The following is a 20434-nucleotide window of genomic DNA, read 5'->3' as shown; positions in this document are numbered from 1 at the left end:
ACTTCGAACAGACCATCGCATCGGCAACCGCATGGCTCTTCGTCGCCTCGATACAACTCTTCACTCGCCGCATCGCAAGGCTATGAAATTATGAACGATAATTTTGAATCAGACTCTTAAATCGTCCTTCCAATTCTTGCTCTACAGTAATTGGGTCAAAAGCGCGATGTGGAACAGCTAACAGTATTACAGAAAGCCCCTTAAAAACTGCTCCCTTTAATGTTTGGATTATCGACTTTTGAACTTCTTGTGGAATATAGTGAAAATCATCAACCAGCAATGCAACGTCATTGTCGACCATGTGCTGCAGGGAGGCTAGCTTATGGTTCACATCGTATGTTATGGAGCGTTCAGTGGTTCGGCCAACGGCGCTGTCGCCGCCAAAATTTACTTCTGCCACGTTTGGGATGCCGAATTTTACGCCGCCGGATGCAGTGTCCGTTTGACTACCAGATTCTGTTCGTACTCTTTCGCGCCCCAATTCAAGCTGATGAGCAATTTGAGACCAAAACTCCTCATCCGTTCGTATTTGCCCGCCTTCTATAGATACGGAGGCGCCGGCTTGAGAAAGAACGTGATTGCACAGTACGGTTTTTCCAGACTTTGTTGGACCCGTCACGACGTTTATTGCGTAGCCTCGAGCAAGCGCCTCTTTGACTCGCTGCTCCAGTTTTAAATGATCCCGACTGACGTAAGTCACAGATGGTTGACCGCCAGGCGTAAAAACATCTTTTAACTTGAAATGTGATATCATTTTTCTTTCACTTCTGTTGAAGTGGAATGGTTTATCTCAGAAACCATCCCTTCGCGTTTCGGTTCGGAATCGGTATATTATTAAGTTTCAGATGTGCCAAGAATTTTTGTTCAAGAAGTGGCGAAATTCCGTCCCAGTTCATTGAGTAGCAGGGACGACAAAGAAACATTTTATAGTGCGGTAGCGAGTGCCCTTCATACCGGCCGCCGCCGAAGTGCACCGACGAGCCGCACAGGTCACAGGGAAATTTAATGGCTGAGCTCATGCGCAGACATTCGCCCTGAATATTGGATACGTCAATGCTCGTGGATTTGGCGCATGATCGCGCTCGGCGCTGAGCATAGCGCGCGGTCGCGCTCCGAACCGGGGTGTCTGGCGCATCATTGCCATATCGATGTCGAAAATCCGCACCGGCTGGTCTTCGGCGAGGAATGGGAGAGCGTCAAGGCGGTCCGCGCCCACTTCGCCGAACCCGCCGCGCGCGCCTTCATCGCACAGATGCGCGCGCTGTCGTCCGCGCCGCCCGTGATCCGCATCTATGCGGCAGAGGATGTAACGGCAAAGGTGATGGGGTAGGGGCGGGGCGCGCCTTTCCGTCTTCGTCATCCCGGACTTGATGGGCATTTATCCCTTTCAGACAAGGGCGTGATCCCCGGCGCAGGCCGGGGTCCAGATTGCGTGTGCGCCTTCCTCGTATGGACCCCGGCCTTCGCCGGGGATCACCTTGCTCCTTGTCCTGGAGATACAAGCGCCAATCGGCTCCGGGCAGAGGCGCAGGGGACGGCGAGGGGCGGGAAACCGGGCGGCAACGAAATCGCTGTCCTACATGGCCGCGCTGTGCCAGTCTGCATCCGGCTCTTTTCAGATCATGGACAGACGCGCGTGCCGCCCGCCCCGCGTGCGGGCTTGGCCGGCTTTTTCCCGGTCCCCGAACGGGGCGGCGAAAGGCGGCGCACAAGGCTGACCTTTACTGAACTTTGGACGCGTGCGGCGCGCGGGTCGCCGCAGCTGCCCGCGATCCGCATCGGCGCCGCCGAGGATGGGACGGCGCGGGCGACGGGGTAGGATGGTCCTACGCAAAGCGCCTGTTCTGAGCGCCTGCCAAGGCGGTCGAGGGGACGCGAAGAAGGAAAAAAAGAAAAAGGGGCCTCACACAAAGGCACAAAGGCACAAAGATTTTCCAGAATCCGTTCGCCTGAGCTCGTCGAAGGGGCTGTTCTATCTTTCGATGCCGCAAGAAGAACGGTGCTTCGACACGCTCAGCACGAACGGGGTGGTGCCGGTCTTCGTGCCTTTGTGTCTTTGTGTGAGTCCCCCTTTTTCCTTCTTCGCGCCTTCGCGGCTTCGCGTGAGATAAAATAGCGCCGGCCCAACCGTTTGGCGCAAGGCCGCGGCACCCCTCCACCGCCTGCGGCGGCCCCCCTCCCCACGGGGTGGGGAATCTTATTTGGCCAGCAGCGGCTTCAGATATTGCCCCGTGAAGCTGCGCGGCTCCTTGACCACCTGTTCCGGCGTCCCCGCCGCGACGATTTCGCCGCCCTTCACCCCGCCTTCGGGGCCGAGGTCGACGATCCAGTCGGCGGTCTTGATGACGTCGAGGTTGTGCTCGATCACCACCACGCTGTTGCCCTGATCGACCAGCGCCTGCAGCACTTCGAGCAGTTTCCTGACATCCTCGAAATGCAACCCCGTCGTCGGCTCGTCGAGGATATAGAGCGTCTGCCCGGTCGAGCGGCGCGACAGCTCCTTCGCCAGCTTGACGCGCTGCGCCTCGCCGCCCGACAGCGTCGTCGCCTGTTGCCCGACCTTGATATAGCCGAGCCCGACGCGGCACAGCATCGCCATCTTGTCGCGGATCGCGGGCACCGCCTTGAAGAAGTCGGCGGCATCCTCGACCGTCATGTCGAGCACGTCGGCGATGCTCTTGCCCTTGAACTTCACCTCCAGCGTTTCGCGGTTGTAGCGTTTGCCGTGGCACGTCTCGCACGTCACATAGACGTCGGGCAGGAAGTGCATCTCGATCTTGATCAGCCCGTCGCCGGTGCAGGTTTCGCAGCGCCCGCCCTTGACGTTGAAGCTGAAGCGCCCCGGCTTGTAGCCGCGCGCCTGCGCCTCCGGCAGCCCCGCGAACCAGTCGCGGATCGTCGTGAAGGCGCCCGTATAAGTCGCGGGGTTCGACCGCGGGGTGCGGCCGATCGGCGACTGGTCGATGTCGATCACCTTGTCGAGATGCTCGAGCCCGGTCAGCGCCTCGTGCGGCCCCGCGACGAGCCGCGCGCCGTTGAGGGTGCGCGCCGCGGCGGCGTAGAGCGTGTCGATGATCAGGCTCGACTTGCCCGACCCCGACAGGCCGGTGACGCAGGTGAAGGTGCCGAGCGGGATCGTCGCGGTGACATTCTGCAGGTTGTTCGCGCGCGCGCCCTTCAGCACCAGATCGAAGCCGTTGCCGGGGCGGCGGTGCGCCGGCACCTCGATCTTCCTGGCGCCGGTGAGGTAGGCCGCGGTCAGGCTCTTCTTGTTCGCGAGCACCTGTTTCAGCGTGCCCTCGGCGACGATCTCGCCGCCGTGGACGCCCGCGCCGGGTCCCATGTCGACGACATGGTCGGCGTGGCGGATCGCATCCTCGTCATGCTCGACGACGATCACCGTGTTGCCGAGGTCGCGGAGCCGCTTCAGCGTTTCGAGCAGCCGGTCGTTGTCGCGCTGGTGCAGGCCGATGCTCGGCTCGTCGAGGACATAGAGCACGCCCGACAGCCCGCTGCCGATCTGGCTCGCAAGGCGGATGCGCTGGCTCTCGCCGCCCGACAGGGTGCCGCTGGTGCGGTTGAGGTTGAGATAGTCGAGCCCGACATTGTTGAGGAAGCCCAGCCGCTCGTTGATCTCTTTCAAAATCGCCTTCGCGATCTGCTTCTGCTGGTCGTTCAGCTTCTCTTCGAGGGTGCCGAACCACGCATAGGCGTCGGCGACGCTGCGCTGCGCCGACTGGCTTATATTCTCGCCAGCGATTCTAACCGCGAGCGGTTCGGGGCGCAGCCGCGCGCCGTGGCACGTCTCGCACGGCTGCGCGGTCTGATATTTGCCCAGCTCCTCGCGCATCCACGCGCTCTCGGTCTGCAACATCCGCCGGTTGAGGTTGCCGATGACGCCCTCGAACGCCTTGTGCGTCGTATAGGTGCGGCGGCCGTCCTTGAAGGTCAGCTCGACCGGCATCCCGCCGCTGCCATAGAGGATGATCTGCTGCACCCCGCCGGGCAGGTCCTGCCATGGGGTATTGAGGTCGAAGTCATAGGCCTTCGCCAGGCTTTCGAGCACCTGCATGTAATAGGGCGAGGGCGGATTCGATTTCGCCCACGGCACCACCGCGCCCTTCTTCAGGCTCAGCGCATGGTTGGGGACGACGAGTTCGGGGTCGAACTCGAGCCGCTCGCCGAGCCCGTCGCACGCCGGGCACGCGCCCTGCGGCGCGTTGAAGCTGAACAGCCGCGGCTCGATCTCGGCGATGGTGAAGCCCGACACGGGACAGGCGAATTTCTCGGAAAAGATGATGCGGTTCGCGGGGATGCCGGCGCCCTTGAGATTCCCCTCCCGCTCGCGGGAGGGGTTAGGGGAGGGCATGTCGGCGCCCTCGGCCAAGGGAACAGGCCCTCCCCCGACCCCTCCCGCAAGCGGGAGGGGGGAATTGTCCTGCGCCTCCGCCACCGTCGTATCGGCAAGATCGACATATGCCAGCCCCTCGGCGAGCTTGAGCGCGGTTTCGAAACTGTCGGCGAGCCGCGTTTCGATGCCCTCGCGCACGACGATGCGGTCAACGACCACCTCGATGTCATGCTTGTATTTCTTGTCGAGCGCCGGCGCGTCCTCGATCTCGTAAAATTCACCGTCGATGCGGACGCGCGTGAAGCCTTCCTTCTGCCACTGCGCCAGTTCCTTCTTATATTCGCCCTTGCGCCCGCGCACGACGGGGGCGAGCAGATAGGCGCGCGTGCCCTCGGGCAGCGCCATCACGCGGTCGACCATGTCGGCGACGCTCTGTGCCGAAATCGGCTCGCCGGTCGCGGGAGAATAGGGGATGCCGACCCGCGCCCAGAGGAGGCGCATATAGTCGTAGATTTCGGTGACGGTGGCGACCGTCGAGCGCGGGTTGCGGCTCGTCGTCTTCTGCTCGATGCTGATCGCGGGCGACAGGCCGTCGATATGTTCGACGTCGGGCTTCTGCATCATCTCGAGGAACTGGCGCGCATAGGCCGACAGACTCTCGACATAACGCCGCTGTCCCTCGGCATAGATGGTGTCGAACGCCAGGCTCGATTTGCCCGACCCCGACAGGCCGGTGATGACGATCAGGCTGTCGCGCGGCAGGTCGACGTCGACGCCCTTCAGATTATGCTCGCGCGCGCCGCGCACCGAGATGTGGGTGAGACTCATGGGAGAGGTGTGTTCCAGATTTGTTCTTGATGCGCAAGAGGCTGCGCGATGACCCGAAACATGGGGCACCGGGCGGCGTGGCGCAAGATGCCGGCGCGGCGCGGGCGCCGTTCGTCGAAGCATTTCCGACGCTTGCCAGAAAGGCCGTGCGGGCGCCCCCTGCGCGGCCCATGCCGGACCATCGCAATATCAAACGGGGACATTCGATGAAATATTTCCTGCTCCTGTCGGCGGCGTCGCTCGCGCTCGCCGGCCCCGCCGCGCTCGCGCAATCGGACGCTGCGCCCGCGACCGAAGCGGCGGCCGATACCGGATCGCTCGCACCGCTCAAATTCGGCAGCTGGGGCGTCGATCTCGGCGCGCGCGATACGTCGGTCAGGCCGGGCGACGATTTCGACCGCTACGCCAATGGCACCTGGTTCAAGAATACCGAGATTCCGGCCGATCAGGCGTCGGCGGGCGTCGATTATGACGTTTATAATCTGACGCAGCGTCAGCTCCGCGCGCTGGTGACGCAGGCGCCGGCGACGAGCCAGGTCGGCGCGCTCTATCAGAGCTTCATGGACGAAGCGCGCGTCGAGGCGCTTGGCGCTGCTCCGCTGAAGGCCGACCTGGCACGCGTCGCGGCGATCAAGGACAAGAGCGCGATGGCGCGCTTCATGGGGCGCTCGCAGGGGGCCTTTGGCTACAGCATCGTCGGCGGCGGCCCCTATGCCGACACCGACGATCCGACGACGAATGTGCTGTGGCTGGGGCAGGGCGGCATCGGACTTCCCGACCGCGAATATTATCTGTCGGATCAGTTCAAGACGCAGCGCGACGCCTATCGCGCCTATATCGTGCGCACGATGAAGCTGATCGGCAATCCGGCGCCCGAAAAGGCGGCCGATACGATCATGGCGTTCGAGACCGAGATCGCGAAGGCGAGCTGGCCGATCGCCGACCGCCGCGACCTCGGCAAGATCAACAATCCGATGTCGGCGGCCGAGCTTGCCGCCTATGCGCCCGGGCTCGACTGGAGCGCCTGGTTCGAAGGCGCGCAAATCCCGCCGCAAAAGCGGATCATCGTCAATGAAAATACCGCGATCAGGGACATTGCGGCGCTTTATGCGAAGACCCCGCTCGACACGCTGAAGCTGTGGCAGGATTTTCACGTCGCCGACAATGCGGCGCCCTATTTGTCGAAGGCGTTCGTCGACAACCGTTTCGAGTTCACCAAGGTGATGAGCGGGGTCAGCGAGCTGCGTCCGCGTTGGAAGCGCGGGCTGACACTGGTCGATGGCAGTCTCGGCGAGCTCGTCGGGCGCGAATATGCGGCGAAATATTTCCCGCCGAGCGCCAAGGCCAAGATGGAAGCGCTGGTCGCTAACCTGAAACTCGCGATGGGCGACCGCATCCGCGGCAACAGCTGGATGGCGCCGGCGACCAAGGAGGCCGCGCTCGCCAAGCTCGACAGGATGGACGTGATGGTCGGCTATCCCGACAAGTGGCGCGACTATTCGGCGCTGAAGCTCGATCCCGCCGATCTCTATGGCAATGTCGAGCGCAGCGCCGCGTTCGAATATGCCTATGCGCTGGAGGATCTGGACAAGCCCGTCGACCGCAAGAAATGGGCGATGAACGCGCAGGAAGTGAACGCCTATAATGGCGGGCTCGAAAACAAGATCGTCTTCCCGGCGGGTATCTTGCAGGCGCCCTATTTCAGCGAGGGAGTCGACGACGCGGTCAACTATGGCGCGATCGGCGCGGTGATCGGCCACGAGATCAGCCATGGTTTCGACGATCAAGGGCGCAAGATCGACGCAAGCGGCGCGGTGCGCGACTGGTGGACACCCGCCGATGCCCGGCGCTTCGAGGAGCAGGCGAAGGGTTTCGGCGCGCAATATGCGGCCTATGAGGCGGCGCCCGGCGCCTTCATCAATCCCGACCTGACGATGGGCGAAAATATCGCCGACCTTGCAGGGCTCGAAATCGCCTATGACGCCTATCACCGCTCGCTCGGCGGCAAGGAGGCGCCGGTGATCGACGGACTGACCGGCGACCAGCGCTTCTTCCTCGCCTTTGCGCAGGCGTGGCGCGACAAGGCGCGCGAGGACGCGATCAAGCAGCAGGTGGCGAGCGACGAGCATAGCCCGGCGCGCTGGCGCATCATCGGCCCGACGCGCAACGTCGACGCCTGGTACAAGGCGTTCAACGTCACGCCCGACGCCAAATATTATCTGAAGCCCGAGGCGCGGACCCGCATCTGGTAAGGTGAGCTATTCGGCGGAGGCGGGGACGGCGCGGTGCCGTCCCCGCACCGCCATCAGCAGCAACGACAGCGCGGCGCCGCCGATCACGAACAGCGCGGGAAAGCCGCCCAGCACCGACATCATGCGGATGCCGTCGAGGCCCGCTGCCGCGACGAGGATCATCGCGACGAGGCCGATGGTGGCGCCCCAGACGATCTTGACCCAAAGCGGTGCTTCGGGCGTTTCGGGCGAGATGCCGTGCGTCGAGAGCGCGCTCATGGCAGAAACATTGCTGTCGGCGGCTGTCACATAGGAGAGAAAGATTGCCGCGATCAGCACGACGAGGACGGGAAGGCCGCCGCCGAGCTCGCTGAACAGCCGGTAGAGCAGAGGGTCGGGACCGACGCGGGTGAGCACTGCATAAAGGCTGCCTCCCGATTGCTGGTCGATGGTGATCGTCGTGCCGGCGATGATGACCATCCACACCGCGCCGAACAGGGCGGGAAGGAGCAGGTTGACGGCAATGAAGGCGCGCACCGTATAGCCGACCGCGAGCCGGCCGAGAAACAGCGCGGTGACCGGCGCCCAGGCGAACCAGTTGGCCCAGTTGAAGATCGTCCATTGCCGGTGCCAGTCGGCATCGACGTCGAGGCCCAGGCTACGCGGCAGGAAGGTCGCGGCATAGTCGGCCGCACCCTCTCCGCCCAGAACCGGCAGGCGTCCGGTCGGTCCAGTGACGAGGACGAAGAGCAAAACCGCGAAGAACAGCCAGATATTGAGCAGCGACAGCCGCGTGATGCCACGCTGGAGACCCAAGGCCGCTGAGACGACGAAGGTGCCCACGATCGCCGCCGCGATCGCCCAGCGCAGCGTCGCACCACCCGAAAAGCGGCCAATCCCTTCGATGCCCCCCGCGAGCGCCAATATTCCGGCGCCGAGCGAGGCCGCCATGCCCGCGACCAGCGCGAAAAGGCAGACGATATCAATCGCCGTGCCCGTCAATCCGTGCGCGCGCCTGCCGATCAGCGGAACGAAGAGCGACGACAGGCTGAAGGGTTCGGCGCGATTATAATAGAGGATCGCGAAGGCGAGCGCCGGGACGGTGTAGATAGCATAGGGCGTCAGCGTCCAGTGCAGGAACATCGTCGACATGGCGAAGGTCGCCGCGGCGTCGCTGCCGGGCGCGAGGCCGAGCATCGCTGGCGGATCGTCGAGATGAAAAAGCGGCTCGGCGACGCCCCAGAAGAGAATGCCGGTCGCGATGGTGGTACAAAGGGTCACGGCAAACCAGCGCCAGCGACCGAGCAACGGCGTCGCACCGGGTCCGCCGATCACCGTCGCGCCGAGCGGCGAGAGAGCCACGCAAGCTAGGAGGAAGAGGAAAGCGACGCTCGTTACGGCAAAAGCCGCGCCGAAAGTCTGCAAGACCCAGTCGTTGATCGCGGTTTCGACCGCCAGAAAGGCAGGGCCGTGCCAGAGGCTGAGGAGAAGCGCTGCGATCAGCACGAGCAGCGGCACCAGAAAAACGGGCCGGTTGACGGGATGGAAGGGGGCAAGGGCCATGAAGCGGTCAGCATGGCGGCTGGGACGCGCGCGGTCAAATCGCGGGTGGAACGCAAGCCGGGACGGCGCGTTTTTACGCGCGAACGGACTTTCGATCAGGAGATATGGGATGACGAGGATGATCTGGACCGCCGGTGCGGCGTTCGCCTTGCTCGGTGCAGGACCAGCGGCAGCATATCAGTCGACCTCGACCGCCGATAGCCCGGCTGCCGCCGGCGATGTGAAGACATCCGAAAAAGCACCCGATGGCACCACGGCTGAAGAGCGCGCGCATACCGCCCAGCTCAACGCGGCGCAGGCCAGCCGCGCGAAAGCGGAAAATGTCACCTATGAGCAGGAGGCACAGGCCGCCGCCCGCGAAGCCGAAGCCGCCCAGCAGAATTTTGCTGCCGAAACGGCGGCCTATGAGGCCGAAAAGGCCCGGGTCGCTGCAATGTCGGCCGAAGAGCGGATGCGGTTCGAGGCCGAAAAAAAGCAATGGGAAGCCGATGTTGCGGCCTGCAAGGCGGGTGACACCAGCCGCTGCGCCAAGCCTGCGCCGTCGACGCCGCCAAAACCTTGATCGGGCTTCGTAGAAGGATTGGCCTCTATTGTTCCGAAGGCTGGGCGGGCGGAATCCGGATCGCGATCGGCGGCTCCGGCGCGGTCGGCACGCTGTCGGCAGGGAGGGTGACGAGGCGCGAATTGCCGACCTGCTCGACGCGGGGCGGGAGGGCGCGAGACATCCTTGTAGCGGGCGGCGCAGGATAGCCGGGGATGGGCTCCGCCCCATAATCGTCGAGGGACTCGTAAATCGGCGGATAGGCAAGTTCGACGGGTTCGATCGAGCGAAACTCGTCACCGGCGCGATCATATCGCGCTGAACGCAGACGCTCGGCCGCAGCGCGGGCATCGGCGCAACCGGGGCATGGGATGGGCGTGGGTGCCGGGTCGGCGGCGATCGCTTCAGGATTGCCGCTGAGTTCGGCGAAGCTCGATCGGATTTCCCCTCGGGCCGTGCGATAGAGACCCTCGCCGACCGCAAGCTGGCCGAGCAACCACCCGCCGGCCATTCCGAAAAGGGCAAAAACCACCGCGCCGCCCAGGAAGCGGCGCGATCTGGCCCATGCCCCAAGTGCCCTTTGCCTGGAATCAGCCAACCCGCACCCCCCGCCGGCCATTGGTCGACGCCCGAATGCGCTTCGTCTGCCAATCGAGCCCGCGCCATGTCCCGTCGAAGCCCAAGTGCATCCGCCGTGAAAGCGCGCCATTCCCGGTCATGCGGGGTGCAGGAGCAGCGGTCTCCCCGGTCCGGGCTCCCGCATCCTGCGTCCCCCCTCGGTTCGAAAGGGCTAAACCCATGGCGAAACTTTCTCTCCTCCTCTTCGCTGCGCCGCTCGCGGCGGCGGGCGCAGCGCCGGCGCTGGCGGCCGATGAGGTCACCGAGCGACGCGCATACGTCCGCTATGGCGATCTCGACCTTGCGAGTGCCGCCGATCAACAACGGCTGCGGGAGCGTGTCGCAAGGGCCGCGCGCAAAGTGTGCAGCGATTATAGCATCGCTCGCGTCACTCTTCGCGATCAGCTGATGTATGTCAAATGCCGCGACGCGGCGATCCGCGACACCGAACCTCAGCTTGCGATGCTGTTCAGCGGCGGGAAACTGGCTTCCGCAGGTCCCTTGCACGTGGCGGCCAATTGACCGACGCGGTGCCGGAAGGCGGCGGTTCCTTGCGGGACGGCCGCCTTTTGCTCAGCGCTGCATGATCGCCTTGACGTCGTGCAGATAGGTGCGTCCGATGCGATGAACGCCTCCTTCGCCCAGATCGACGCTCCATGCGCCGTCTCCGTGATGCTTCAGGCCGACGATGCCGTCGCGGCGCACCATCTTCGAGCGGTGGATGCGCAGGAACCGGTCGGGGTCCATTCGCTCTTCCAGTGACTTGATCGTCTGGTGGATCAGCCAGCTGCGGCCGCCGACGTGCAGCCGCATATAATCGCGCTCGGCCTCGATCAGATCGACCTGATGCGCATCGACGCGCAGCATTTCGCCGCGATTCTGGACCCAGAATTCCTCGATCCACTGGCTCTTCTTGTGGCTGCCGCGTTCGGTCGCGCGCCACTCGCGGACCCGTGCCAGCGCCTTCGCCAGCCGTTCGGGCGAAACGGGTTTCAGCAGATAGTCGACCGCCGCGACGTCGAAAGCCGCGACGGCATAACGGTCGAAGGCGGTCACGAAGACCACGGCGGGCGGATGGTCGAGCTTGTCGACGGCGGCCGCAACCTCGAGCCCGTTGAGATCGGGCATGGCGATGTCGCAGAGCAAAAGGTCGGGTGCGAGCGCATCGACCATGCGCAACGCCGAAGCGCCGTCGCTCGCGGTGCCGACGAGCGACACGCCCTCCTGCTGCCCCGCCAGTATCTGCAATCGCTCGATCGCGAGCGGCTCGTCGTCGACGATCAGCGTGCGCAACGCCTGCATCATCTCCTCAGCATCCTTGCCTTGCCAGCGGCAGCCATAGCGAGACGAAGAACCCCCCCTCTTCGGTCCGGCCCCATTCGCAGCCCGCGGTCGGCCCATAGCGCGTCAGCAGCCGCTCGCGGACGTTGCCGAGCCCCAGGCCCGTGCCGGGCTCGGGCGTCGGCGCGGCGGGGTCGATGTCATTCTCGATGCGCAGGACGAGCAGACCATATTCGCTGCTCGCGGTCAGGCGAATGCCGATCTTGCCCTTGCTCGGCGCGACGCCATATTTGATCGCATTTTCGATGATCGGTTGCAGGATCAGCACCGGCACGCAGGCATTTTTGAGCTCGTCGGGCATATCGACGTCGACCTGGAGCCGATCGGGAAAGCGCGCCTGTTCGATGTCGAGATAGAGGCGTTGAAGCGCGATCTCTTCGTCTAGGCTCACGAACTGTTCGGGGTCGATCTCGAGGCTCGAGCGCAGGAAGGCCGAGAGGTTCATGATCATCGCCTCGGCCTCGGCCTTCGAGCCGCGCATCACCAGCGTCGACAGCGAATTGAGCGTGTTGAACAGGAAGTGCGGATTGACCTGATAGTGGAGCGCGCGGAGCTGCGCATTTTTCGCCTCGAGCCGATAGCTGTTCGCGCGCCGCTCGACCGCGCGCATCTCGTTCGCATAGCCGAAGGCGACATAAAGCGCCGCCCAGACGGCGAAGAAGAAATACCAGCGGATCGAGCTGTCGAGGATCAGCATCATTTCCCACGCGACCGGGAATTTCGATTGCACCTCCTCGATGATCTGCGCGGTGTCGTCCGACGGGAACCAATAGAAGAAGACGAGCAGGTTGACCGTCGCATAGAGGATGACGAGCGGGATCGCGGCGCCCATTGCCGCGGCGAGCCGGGCGCCGAAGCTGCGCGGCTGTGCGCGCTGGAGCAGTTGATAGAGGGTGAAGGTGCAAAAGATGCCCGCGAGCACGACGAGCGCTCGGCGCCCGACGAAGGCCCATTGGTCGGGCGCCCCCGACAGCATCGCGAGGCCCGTGGTGATCAGGAAATAGAGCATCCACATCGCAATGATCGAGCCGATCGCGACGCGCGGGTCGATGCGCGCGTCGGACGCGCGCCAGTCGGGCGCGGCGGCGAGCAGCCGCGCGCGCGTGTCGCGTTGCACCAATTTCGGATCGGAAGCGTTCATCCTCATCCCCTAACGCACAGCACGCGCGAAAGGCCAGCACGCCATGCGCCGCCAGTCGAAGCGCGGCGGAGGTTGGTCGAAAGCCCGGCCGGTCTGCGTCTCCGGCCCACCCCATCGCGAGCGACGGGTCTCTCGTGCAAAACCCTCTCCGCCTGCGGAGAGAATTCGCCTTCGTCGCTCACCCCAGCCGCGCCAGCGCGGCGGTGAGGCGGTCGGCTTCGGCAGCCTTGGCGTCATGGTCGGCGCGCGCCTTTTCGACCGCTTCGGGCTTGGCGCGCTCGACGAAATTGGGGTTCGACAGGCGGCCGGCGAGGCTGTCGCGCTCCTTGGTCGTCGCGGCGAGCGCCTTGCTCAGCCGGTCGCGCTCGGCTGCGATGTCGATCACGCCTTCGAGGGGGACGGTGATCGTCTCGCCCTCGACGACGAGCTGCGCCGAAGCGCCCGCGGGGGCGGGATCGAAGCGGATCGCTTCGAGGCGCGCGAGGCGATCGAGCTGCGCCGAAAGCTTGCCGGTGCGCCCCTTGAGCGATGCCGGGAAATGCGCGGTCAGGCGCGCGCCGGGCGGCAGGCCGAGTTCGGCCTTGGCGCCGCGCAGTTCGCCGACCAGCTTGATCAGCCAGTCGATGTCGGCGCTCGCTTGCGGGTCGCGCTCCACCTTCGGCGCGGGCCATTTTGCGGTGATCAGCGGATAGTCGGCGCGGTCGCCAAGCCCGGTCCACAGCTCTTCGGTGATGAAGGGCATGAAGGGGTGGAGCATGACGAGGATCTGGTCGAGCACCCAGCCCGCGACGGCGCGGGTTTCGGCCGCCTCGTCCCCCTCCCGCTTGCGGGAGGGGTTAGGGGAGGGCGTGTCCTCGGTCGCTCTTTCGTCAGAAACCGGCCCTCCCCCGACCCCTCCCGCAAGCGGGAGGGGGGAAAGCACCGGCTTGATCAGTTCGAGATACCAGTCGCAGAAGCGGTCCCACGCAAAGCTGTAGATCGCGTTGGCGGCCTCGTCGAAGCGATAGGCGGCGAAGGCCTTGTCGATCGCCGCGACGGTGTCGGCGACCTCGCCGATGATCCAGCGGTTGACCGGCAGCGTTGCGGCAGGGGCTTCGAGCGTCGTCGAGGCCGAAATGCCGTTGGCCTCGCAGAAGCGCGCGGCGTTCCACAGCTTGGTCGCGAAATTGCGGTAGCCCGCGAGGCGCGCGTCATCCATCTTGATGTCGCGGCCCTGGCTTTCCATCGCCGCCATGAAGAAGCGCAGCGCGTCGGCGCCATATTGGTCGATCAGCCCGAGCGGATCGACGACATTACCCTTCGACTTCGACATCTTCGCGCCGTCGGGCGCGCGGACAAGGCCGTGGAGATAGAGCGTCTTCCACGGCACCTCGTTCAGGAAATGCATCCCCTGCATCGCCATGCGCGCATCCCAGAAGAAGAGGATGTCGAAGCCCGAGACGAGCACGTCGTTGGGGTAGTGGCGACGCAGAAGCTCGGTATCGTCGGGCCAGCCGAGCGTCGCGAAGGGCCAGAGCGCCGAGGAGAACCAGGTGTCGAGGACGTCGGGGTCGCGGGTCAGGACAATGCCTTCGCCGGCTTCGGCTTGCGCTTCTTCCTCGGTCTCAGCGACGAAAATGCTGCCGTCTTCGGCGTACCACGCCGGAATCCGGTGTCCCCACCACAATTGCCGCGACACGCACCACGGCTGGATATTCTCCATCCAGTTGAAGAAGGTCTTTTCCCACGTCTTGGGGACGATGTTGATGCGGCCGTCGCGGACCGCCTGCATCGGCGGCTGGGCGAGCGTTTTGGCGTCGACATACCATTGGTCGGTCAGCCAGGGTTCGATGACCACGCCGCCGCGGTCCCCAAAAGGAGTCTGGATCGTGCGCGGTTCGGCGTCGTGCTCGCTCCCGTCCTTGTCGACGTGCGGGATCAGGAAGCCGCCTTCCTTCATGCGCTGAACGACGAGTTCGCGCGCGCCGTCCTTGCCGTCGCGCCGAAAGCGGTGGAGGCCGATATATTCGTCGGGGATCAGCCCGTCGGCGGTCTGGATCACATTCGCATCGCCGTCGAACATGTTGAGCATTTCGGCAGGCTTGAAACCGGCGCGCTTGCCGACCTCGAAGTCGTTGAAATCATGCCCCGGGGTGATCTTGACCGCGCCCGATCCGAGTTCGGGATCGGCGTGCTCGTCGGCGATCACCTTGAAACGGCGGCCGGTGATCGGCTGGAGGATGTCCTTGCCGATCACGCTCTTGTAACGCGGATCGCCCGGATGCACCGCGACCGCCATGTCGGCGAGCATCGTTTCGGGGCGCGTCGTCGCGACGACGATATGGTCGCGGCCGTCGTCGAGGGTGACGCCATCGGCGAGCGGATATTTGAAGTGCCAGAAGCCGCCCTGAATCTCGTGCGTCTCGACCTCGAGGTCGCTGATCGCGGTCTTGAGCTTGGGGTCCCAGTTCACGAGGCGCTTGTCGCGATAGATCAGTCCCTGATTATAGAGGTCGACGAACACCTTGACGACGGCGCGCGTGAAATGCGGGTCCATGGTGAACTGTTCGCGGCTCCAGTCCATCGAACAGCCGAGGCGGCGGAGCTGGCGCGTGATCTGGCCGCCGCTTTCCGCCTTCCACTGCCACACCTTCTCGACGAAATCCTCGCGGCTGTAGTTGGTGCGCTTGTCCTGCCGCTCCTCGAGCTGGCGCTCGACGACCATCTGCGTCGCGATGCCGGCATGATCGGTGCCGACGACCCACAAAGCATCCTTGCCGCGCAGGCGCTCGTAGCGGACGAGCACGTCCTGCAACGTGTTGTCGAGCGCATGGCCGATGTGGAGCGCGCCGGTGACGTTCGGCGGCGGGTTGACGATCGTGAAGGGCTGCGCGTCGGGGCGCTCCGGGCGATAGAGGCCGCGGCTCTCCCATTCACGGGACCATTTCGCCTCGATGGCGGCGGGATCGAACGTCTTTTCCATTGGCATAGCCGGGCGCCTTTGCCAGCCAAGGCAAGGCGCGGCAAGGGGGAACCCGCCCGTGCTGCAACCACATGCGTGTCCCCGCGAAGGCGGGGACCCATCTCCTGACGGTTCCAACTTGCACCGGCCGGTGATGGGCTCCCGCCTTCGCGGGAGCACAAGGTCTTGCCTACTTCTTCAAATACCGCCCCAACCAATTAAACACCGTCTGGTGCCATTGGACGCTGTTCGCGCCCTTCAGCACCCAATGATTCTCGTCAGGGAAAACGAGCAGTTCGGACGGCACGCCGCGGCGCTGGAGCGCGGTGAAGGCGGCGAGACCCTGCGTATAGGGGATGCGGAAATCCTTTTCGCCTGTGATCACCAGCATCGGCGTCTGCCATTTGGCGACATGGTTCACCGGGTTCCATTTCTCGAACTCTTCAGGAACCTCGAAATAGGCGCCGCCATGCTCCCATTCGTCGAACCACAGCTCTTCGGTCTCATAGGCCATGGCGCGCGCGTCGAAGACGCCGTCGTGCTGGACGAGGCATTTGAAGCCATCGGTCCACTGGCCCTCGATCCAGTTCATCATATAGCCGCCATAGGAGGCGCCGAGCGCGCAGGCGTTGGCGGTGTCGAGCTGCCCATCCTGCCGGCCCGCGGCGGCGAGGCCGAGTTTCAGATCCTCAAGCGGCTTGCCGCCCCAATCCTTGTTGATGCTGTCGGTGAAGGCCTGGCCGTAACCGGTCGAGCCGTGGAAATCGACGGTGACGACGCCATAGCCCTGCTGCGCAAAGAGGCGCGGGTTCCAGCGCGTCGACCAGCTGTTGCCGAAACTGCCCTGCGGCCCGCCGTGGACGAAGAAGGCGACGGGCAGTTTCTGGACCGGGCTGACGGGCTTGAGGATCATGCCCCACACCTTGTCGCCGTTCGCACCCGCAAACTGCATCCGTTCGACTTCGACCTTGTCGAACTGGGCCAGCGTGTCGGCGTTGGCGGCGGTGAGCTGCGTCACCTTGCCGTTGGCGTCGCGCGCATAGAGGTCGGTCGGCATCAGCACGCTGTTGCGCGAAAAGACGAGGCTGCCGTCGGCGAGCGGAATGACGTCGCCGATATTGCCCTCGGTCGGCTCGTTCGACGCCTTCAGCCGTTCGACCTTGCCGCTCGCCGCGTCGACGCGGAAGACGGGGTGGTCGAGCACGTCCTGCGCGGTGACATAGAGCGACTTGCCGTCCGCCGCCCACGCGATCGACCCGACCGAGCGATCCCACGCCTCGGTGAGCTTCCGCGTCTCGCCGCTTTCGAGATCGCGCAGCATCAGCACGACGCGGTCGCTCTCATAACCCGGCCGCGCCATCGCGCCATAGGCGAGCCATTTGCCGTCGGGCGAGGGGGCGGGGAGGGTGTCGGTCGCCTGATTATCTTTGGTCAGGTTGATCGGCATTATGCGCGCGTCGACCTTGGCCTCATAGATGTCGAGGTTGGTCGAACGCGGCTCGTCGCGGTCGGCCTTGCGCAGCGCGAAATAGACGGTGCGGCTGTCGGCGCCCCACGCGAGTTCCTCGCCGCCGCCGAAGGGCTTCGACGGCGTGTCGCCCACGAGTCCGGCGTCGAGCGGGCGGCCCACCGTCGCCTTGCCATCGACCAGATTGAAGACGAAGGGGCGGCTATAGGTGCCCGGCGTCTCCCACTGGTCCCAATGGCGCACGAAGCCGGCGCCATCCTTGTAGAGCCGGCCGCTGCCGGGGCCGACGAGCGCGCCCTTGTTCTTGGCGTCGCAGCCGAAGCTCGTGCATTCTTTCGGCACATCGCCCCAGACGAGCAGGCGCTTGCCGTCGGGCGAAATCTTGAAGCCGGCAACGTCGGCTTTTTCGTCGGTGACCTGCGTCGCGGCGGCGCCGTCGGTGGCCACGCGCCATATCTGGTCGCTGCCCGAGGCGTCGGAGATGAAATAGAGCAGGCCGTCGGGGCCGAAGGCGGGGGAGCTTTCGTTCTTGCCCGCGACATCGGCGATGCGCACCGGCTTCGCGTCCTTCGCCTTGCGGTCGAGCAGCCACAGGCCGGTCGAGCGCTTATAGCTTTCGGGGGCGGTTTCGGTGATCTGGAACGCGACCCAGCGCCCATCGGGCGACGCGGCCGGCGCGGCGACGCGCTTCATCGTCGCCAGATCGACTTCGGTCATCGGGCGGGCGAGGGCGGGATTGACGGAAAGGGCGGCGGTGAGCGCGGTGGCGCCGGCAAGGAGATGGTTTCGCATGTGACGGGTTTAGCCGTGCATGACACACGTTCAACCCCATTCATGACCTTTGTCATAATGGCGGGCTTGGGCGGTGAACGGCCATTGCCATGTTCCATATCCTTCCAAAGTTCAGGAAAGTTCAGCCCGTTGACGCCGCCGGCTCGCCGCGCCCAGCTGCGACCCGTATCCGCACGCCGCGGTCGCTCGATTCGTCCTCATATGGAAAGCGCCGGGGCGAAGGCTGGCACAGTCCGATATTGTAGGACAGCATTTTTTTGACGACGGCTTTGGGGTGAGAAGCGGTCGTTCGACCAACCCCTCCTCTGAAGAGGAGGGGCTTATTATTGCGTCCCCTCCCGCCCGTCAGCGGACGATCGCGCCGCCCTTCATCACATGGTCGATTGTTTCGAGCACCGTTATGTCGGCCAGCGGGTCGGCCTTGACCGCGACCATGTCGGCGTAGCGGCCGGGAACGATCGCGCCCACGTCGTCGCGGCCCATTTCCTCGGCGGCGCGGCCGGTTGCGGCCTGGATCGCCTGCATCGGCGTCATCCCATATTTGACCATATTGGCGAACTGCCGCGCATTGAGCCCGTGCGGATAGACGCCGGCATCGGTGCCGTAGCCGAGCTTGACGCCGAGCTCGACCGCGCGGCGAAAGGCGGCGCGCTGGGTGTCGGTGGTCTCGCGATTCTTGCGCAGATATTCCTCGGGCCAGCCCTCCTTTGTGCCTTCCTCGTCGATGTAGCTGCCGTTGTAGATGTCCATGACCAGCCAGGTGCCGCGCGCCTTGGCCATTTGCAGCGCTTCCTCGTCGGCGAGGCTCGCATGTTCGATGCTGTCGACCCCGGCGCGGATCGCATTCTTGATCCCCTCGGCGCCGTGCGCGTGCGCGGTCACGCGCTTGCCGCGCGCATGCGCGACCTTCACCACCGCGCGCAATTGCTCCTCGGTGAGTTCGGGCGCGCCGGGTTCGGTGCCGATCGCGAGCACCGCGCCGGTCGCGATCGCCTTGATGAAATCGGCGCCATGATCGAGCAGGAAGGCGGTCTTTTCGGCGGCTTCCTCGGGCGTCGCGGCGACGCCGAGGCGCATGTCGGGGGGAAGCTGGTCGTTCGGCACCACGCCGTTGAGTTCGCCGCCGCCGCCCCGAACGGTGATATAGGCGCCCGCGACCCACATGCGCGGCCCCGGCACGTCGCCGCGCTCGATCGCGTTGCGAAGCGCCACATCGGTGAGCCCGCGATAGGTTCCGACGTCGCGGACGCTGGTGAAGCCGGCGTTGAGCGTGACGCGCGCGTTGCGCGCACCGACGAGCGCGGTTTCAGCGGGTCCGGCCTTGATCGGCGCGGCGAGGTCGGCGCTCTGGCCGAGGTCGGCGAGGTGGGTGTGGAGGTCGATCAGCCCGGGCAGCACGGTATAGCCCGACCAGTCGAGCCGCGTCGCGCCGGCCGGCGTCGCGCCGCACGGGCCGACCGCCTTCACCCGCTCGTCCTCGACCGTCACGCACTGACCGGTGCGAACCGCGTCGGTCACGCCGTCGATCAGGCGTCCGGTTTCGACATAGAGCGTGGCGGCCGACGCGGGCGTCGCGGCGAGTGCCGCCGCCGCGATCAGAGCGACGCGTTGAAGGTATCGCACTGGCGCGGATCTCCGGTTTCGAGCCCGCGGCGCAGCCACGTCATGCGCTGCTCGCTGGTCCCGTGGGTAAAGCTTTCGGGCACGGGACGCTGGCCCGCCGAGCGCATCAGCGTGTCGTCGCCGATCGCATTGGCGGCGCGCATCGCCTCTTCCATATCGCCGGGTTCCATCACCGGCTGGCCCGCGCGATTGCGAGCACGCGCCGCCCAGACGCCGGCGTAGCAGTCGGCCTGCAGTTCCATGCGGACCTGGATCGCATTGCCCTCGGCCTGCGAGGCGCGACCTTGCGCCTGACGGACCTGGTCGGAGGTGCCGGTCAGCGTCTGGATATGATGCCCGACCTCATGCGCGACGACATAGGCCTGCGCGGCATCGCCCGCAGCGCCGAAGCGGCTCGCAAGCTCGTCGAAGAAGGCGGTGTCGAGATAGACGCCCTGATCGGCGGGGCAATAGAAGGGACCCATCGCCGCCTGCGCCGCGCCGCAGCCCGACTGGTTCTCATTGGTGAAGAAGTTGAGCGTCGGCTTTTGATAGCCGTTGATGAGCTGGCTCCACACCTGATGCGTCGAGCCGAAGACGTTGCAGGCGAACTTCTCGGCCGCTGTGTCGCAGGCGACGCCTTGCTGCGCGCCCCGGCTGTCGGCCATCGGGTCGGCGGTGCCGGTGCCGCCCGTGAACATCTGCATCCCGCCGCCGAAAAAGACGAAGGCGAGCACGCCGAGCAGGACGATCGTGCCGCAACCCATCTTGCGCCCGAGCAGCATCGGCAGCAGGCCGATGAGCAGCCCGCCCATGCCGCCGCCCCCACCGCCGCCGAAACCACCGCCGCTGCGGCCAAGATCGCGAATATCGTCGCCGGGATCATAATCGTCGAGGCGCATCGGGGCTCTCCAGCGCAAGGGGTCTGACCTTCGGACGGTATTGCAGCCGCGCGCGTCGATGGGAAGGGGCTTCGGTCGGCGGGCTTGCAAAGCCGGGCGCCGCGAGGCACCTAGG

15 protein-coding genes are annotated in these 20434 nt (G+C 65.0%); 5 read left to right on the top strand and 10 right to left on the bottom strand.

Going from position 1 to position 20434, the window contains the following annotated elements:
- Positions 1-88: 88 nt before the first annotated feature.
- Positions 89-754, bottom strand: coding sequence for an AAA family ATPase (locus tag CHB69_RS19610; protein WP_141133909.1), 666 nt, complete (start codon positions 752-754; stop codon positions 89-91).
- A gap of 318 nt (positions 755-1072) precedes the next feature.
- Between CHB69_RS19610 and CHB69_RS04460 the strand changes: the two genes are divergently transcribed.
- The gene (locus CHB69_RS04460) at positions 1073-1330 is read left to right on the top strand and encodes a putative quinol monooxygenase (RefSeq protein WP_089214697.1); all 258 of its coding nucleotides are present in this window, start codon (positions 1073-1075) and stop codon (positions 1328-1330) included.
- A gap of 330 nt (positions 1331-1660) precedes the next feature.
- Positions 1661-1819, top strand: a complete 159-nt coding sequence (locus CHB69_RS20035; protein WP_170935426.1) for a hypothetical protein — start codon at positions 1661-1663, stop codon at positions 1817-1819.
- A 378-nt stretch (positions 1820-2197) separates the two neighbouring features.
- Here the strand turns inward: CHB69_RS20035 and uvrA are convergent, their stop codons facing one another.
- On the bottom strand, positions 2198-5179 hold the full coding sequence (gene uvrA / locus CHB69_RS04450) for an excinuclease ABC subunit UvrA (protein ID WP_089214695.1): 2982 nt from the start codon (positions 5177-5179) through the stop codon (positions 2198-2200).
- A gap of 206 nt (positions 5180-5385) precedes the next feature.
- On the opposite strand from uvrA, the gene CHB69_RS04445 reads away from it, so the two are divergent.
- Positions 5386-7431, top strand: coding sequence for a M13 family metallopeptidase (locus CHB69_RS04445; RefSeq protein WP_089214806.1), 2046 nt, complete (start codon positions 5386-5388; stop codon positions 7429-7431).
- Positions 7432-7437: 6 nt separating this feature from the next.
- Here CHB69_RS04445 and CHB69_RS04440 read toward each other — a convergent pair whose 3' ends face one another.
- Positions 7438-8973 carry a BCCT family transporter gene (locus CHB69_RS04440; RefSeq protein WP_089214694.1) on the bottom strand — a complete coding sequence of 512 codons (1536 nt, stop codon included), beginning with the start codon at positions 8971-8973 and terminating at the stop codon, positions 7438-7440.
- Between the two features lie 109 nt (positions 8974-9082).
- Here CHB69_RS04440 and CHB69_RS04435 point away from each other — a divergent pair, with 109 nt between their 5' ends.
- A complete protein-coding gene (locus tag CHB69_RS04435; protein WP_141133908.1) occupies positions 9083-9535 on the top strand; it encodes a hypothetical protein in 453 nt (150 codons plus the stop codon).
- Between the two features lie 25 nt (positions 9536-9560).
- Here the strand turns inward: CHB69_RS04435 and CHB69_RS04430 are convergent, their stop codons facing one another.
- On the bottom strand, positions 9561-10025 hold the full coding sequence (locus CHB69_RS04430) for a hypothetical protein (protein ID WP_089214692.1): 465 nt from the start codon (positions 10023-10025) through the stop codon (positions 9561-9563).
- A 287-nt stretch (positions 10026-10312) separates the two neighbouring features.
- Here CHB69_RS04430 and CHB69_RS19605 point away from each other — a divergent pair, with 287 nt between their 5' ends.
- Positions 10313-10654, top strand: a complete 342-nt coding sequence (locus CHB69_RS19605; protein ID WP_141133907.1) for a UrcA family protein — start codon at positions 10313-10315, stop codon at positions 10652-10654.
- 51 nt (positions 10655-10705) lie between these two features.
- On the opposite strand, the gene CHB69_RS04420 is transcribed toward CHB69_RS19605, so the two are convergent.
- From CHB69_RS04420 to ypfJ, 6 genes are all read right to left on the bottom strand, one after another.
- Positions 10706-11437 (bottom strand): LytR/AlgR family response regulator transcription factor, encoded by a 732-nt coding sequence (locus CHB69_RS04420; protein ID WP_089214690.1) that lies wholly within the window; start codon positions 11435-11437, stop codon positions 10706-10708.
- A 4-nt stretch (positions 11438-11441) separates the two neighbouring features.
- Positions 11442-12614, bottom strand: a complete 1173-nt coding sequence (locus CHB69_RS04415) for a sensor histidine kinase (RefSeq protein ID WP_089214689.1) — start codon at positions 12612-12614, stop codon at positions 11442-11444.
- Between the two features lie 178 nt (positions 12615-12792).
- Positions 12793-15582 carry a valine--tRNA ligase gene (locus tag CHB69_RS04410; RefSeq protein ID WP_089214688.1) on the bottom strand — a complete coding sequence of 930 codons (2790 nt, stop codon included), beginning with the start codon at positions 15580-15582 and terminating at the stop codon, positions 12793-12795.
- A 163-nt stretch (positions 15583-15745) separates the two neighbouring features.
- Positions 15746-17815, bottom strand: a complete 2070-nt coding sequence (locus tag CHB69_RS04405) for a S9 family peptidase (RefSeq protein ID WP_089214687.1) — start codon at positions 17813-17815, stop codon at positions 15746-15748.
- A gap of 345 nt (positions 17816-18160) precedes the next feature.
- Positions 18161-19438, bottom strand: a complete 1278-nt coding sequence (locus CHB69_RS04400; RefSeq protein ID WP_089214686.1) for a Xaa-Pro dipeptidase — start codon at positions 19436-19438, stop codon at positions 18161-18163.
- The gene (gene ypfJ, locus CHB69_RS04395) at positions 19411-20319 is read right to left on the bottom strand and encodes a KPN_02809 family neutral zinc metallopeptidase (protein WP_089214685.1); all 909 of its coding nucleotides are present in this window, start codon (positions 20317-20319) and stop codon (positions 19411-19413) included. The genes CHB69_RS04400 and ypfJ overlap by 28 nt, the downstream gene beginning before the upstream one ends.
- Positions 20320-20434 lie beyond the last annotated feature (115 nt).

It is taken from the genome of Sphingopyxis indica (assembly GCF_900188185.1).
Classification (GTDB): Bacteria; Pseudomonadota; Alphaproteobacteria; order Sphingomonadales; family Sphingomonadaceae; genus Sphingopyxis; species Sphingopyxis indica.
The sequence above is the reverse complement of the archived record's forward strand: the minus strand, read 5'-3'. Positions and strand labels throughout refer to the sequence as shown.

What these genes read in the sequence shown, in the direction of transcription:
- CHB69_RS19610 (WP_141133909.1), bottom strand. Translation starts at nt 754, where the DNA reads ATGATATCACATTTCAAGTTAAAAGATGTTTTTACGCCTGGCGGTCAA.
- CHB69_RS04445 (WP_089214806.1), top strand. Translation starts at nt 5,386, where the DNA reads ATGAAATATTTCCTGCTCCTGTCGGCGGCGTCGCTCGCGCTCGCCGGC.
- ypfJ (WP_089214685.1), bottom strand. Translation starts at nt 20,319, where the DNA reads ATGCGCCTCGACGATTATGATCCCGGCGACGATATTCGCGATCTTGGC.
- CHB69_RS04405 (WP_089214687.1), bottom strand. Translation starts at nt 17,815, where the DNA reads ATGCGAAACCATCTCCTTGCCGGCGCCACCGCGCTCACCGCCGCCCTT.
- CHB69_RS04420 (WP_089214690.1), bottom strand. Translation starts at nt 11,437, where the DNA reads ATGATGCAGGCGTTGCGCACGCTGATCGTCGACGACGAGCCGCTCGCG.
- CHB69_RS04435 (WP_141133908.1), top strand. Translation starts at nt 9,083, where the DNA reads ATGACGAGGATGATCTGGACCGCCGGTGCGGCGTTCGCCTTGCTCGGT.
- CHB69_RS19605 (WP_141133907.1), top strand. Translation starts at nt 10,313, where the DNA reads ATGGCGAAACTTTCTCTCCTCCTCTTCGCTGCGCCGCTCGCGGCGGCG.
- CHB69_RS04410 (WP_089214688.1), bottom strand. Translation starts at nt 15,582, where the DNA reads ATGCCAATGGAAAAGACGTTCGATCCCGCCGCCATCGAGGCGAAATGG.
- CHB69_RS04415 (WP_089214689.1), bottom strand. Translation starts at nt 12,614, where the DNA reads ATGAACGCTTCCGATCCGAAATTGGTGCAACGCGACACGCGCGCGCGG.
- CHB69_RS04460 (WP_089214697.1), top strand. Translation starts at nt 1,073, where the DNA reads ATGATCGCGCTCGGCGCTGAGCATAGCGCGCGGTCGCGCTCCGAACCG.
- uvrA (WP_089214695.1), bottom strand. Translation starts at nt 5,179, where the DNA reads ATGAGTCTCACCCACATCTCGGTGCGCGGCGCGCGCGAGCATAATCTG.
- CHB69_RS04430 (WP_089214692.1), bottom strand. Translation starts at nt 10,025, where the DNA reads ATGGCCGGCGGGTGGTTGCTCGGCCAGCTTGCGGTCGGCGAGGGTCTC.
- CHB69_RS04440 (WP_089214694.1), bottom strand. Translation starts at nt 8,973, where the DNA reads ATGGCCCTTGCCCCCTTCCATCCCGTCAACCGGCCCGTTTTTCTGGTG.